Below are 1509 nucleotides of genomic sequence, written 5' to 3' on the forward strand. Positions count from 1 at the left end.
GCGCTCCTCCACCCCGCCCTGGATGCGGCTGTCGAGCCGGCCCAGGTTGTCGTAGGTGTAGGTGGCGTCCCCGTCGGAGACCAGGTTGTCGAAGGCGTCGAACTTCAGCTGCCTGGTCACGCCGTTCGTGGTCTCGGTGGCCAGCGTGCCGCGCGGGGTGTAGGTGTAGGTGGTGCCGCCGCCCGACAGCAGGCGGTTGCGCTGGTCGAAGACGAAGCTCGTGTCGCCGGCCTTGACCCGGTTGCCCGAGTCGTCCCACTCGTAGGTGGTCGTGGTGCCGTCGGGGCCGGTCCAGGAGGTCATCCGGTCCGAGCGGTCGTAGGTGTAGGTGTTGTTCCCGGCGCCGGCCGTGCCCGCCGTCACCTTGGAGGTCAGGTTGTCGTCAGGGACCGGCCGCTGACCGCGTCGGTGAACGTCTTGAGCCGGTCCGACGCGTCCCAGCCGTAGCCGGTGGTGCCGTTGACGTCTTGCTTCTGGGTCGGGTTGCCGTACGCGTCATAGGTGAACGCGACGTTCTGCTTCCCGCCCTTGGCCACCTTCGTCATCAACCCGCGGTCGTTGTAGTCGAGGGTGTAGTCCCCGAGGACCGTGCTGCGGCCCATCGCGTCGTAGTCGAAGGTCCACTCGGGCGTGGCCGCCTCGGCCCCCGAGCCGGTCTGCTTGACGGTGGCCCGGGTCAGCGAGCCGGTCACGTCATACCCGTACGTCGTCGTGATCGACTTGCCGTCCGCGACCGGCTCCACCAGCTCCGTCAGCAGGTCCGTCGCGTCGTAGGCGCCGCGGATGGTGTGACCCTCCGGAGTCGTCTCCGACGTCTCGTTGCCCGCCAGGTCGTAGCCGTAGCCGGTGCTGCGCAGCACCTTGCCGGTGTCGTCGGTCTCCTTGACCGCGATCTCCCGGCCCGCCAGGTCGTACTCGCTGATCGTCGAGTTGCCCAGCGCGTCGGTGACCTTGGCCTGACGTCCCGCCAGGTCATAGGCGTACGACGTGGCATTGCCCGCCGGGTCGGTCTCCTTGGTGACCTCACCGGCCGCGTTCACCGTCCATGACGTGGTGCGGTTCAGCGGACCGACCTCTTTGACCCGCGCCCCGGCGTCGTTGTACTCCAGCCGGGTGACGAACGCCTCCGCCGTCGGCTTGCGCTCCAGCACCGTGGTGGTGATGGTGCGGCCCAGGTCGTCGTAGGTGCTCTCCACCCGTGCCCCGGTCGGGTCCACCGCGGCGAGCAGCTCCCCCGCCAGGTCGTACTCGTACACCCATTGACCGGCGGGCTTGCCCGTCACGGCGGGCTCGGTGACCCGGACGCGGTTGCCGAGCGCGTCGTACTCGGTGGTCCAGGTCGAGCCGCGCTCATCGGTGTACTTGGTCACCTGGCCGGCCGGGTTGTACGCGTAGGTCTCGGTCGGGGTGAGCGTCTGACCGCCGGGCTGCGCGTAGGCCGACCCGGTGACCGACACCAGCCGGCCCAGCCGGTCGAACGCGGAGGTGGTGACCGCGCCGGCCTCGTCC

Annotated in this window: 1 protein-coding gene and 1 pseudogene; both read right to left on the reverse strand. The window is 69.6% G+C overall.

The features are described 5' to 3' along the window. The coding region (locus tag IO39_RS56550) for an RHS repeat domain-containing protein (RefSeq protein ID WP_043640940.1) at nt 1–363 on the reverse strand (363 nt) is incomplete at its 3' end. An 8-nt stretch (nt 364–371) separates the two neighbouring features. Further along, nucleotides 372–1509, reverse strand: a pseudogene (locus IO39_RS49280) (hypothetical protein); the annotation flags it as partial.

Origin of the sequence: Nonomuraea candida (assembly GCF_000725485.1) — a bacterium.
Taxonomy (GTDB): Bacteria; Actinomycetota; Actinomycetes; order Streptosporangiales; family Streptosporangiaceae; genus Nonomuraea; species Nonomuraea candida.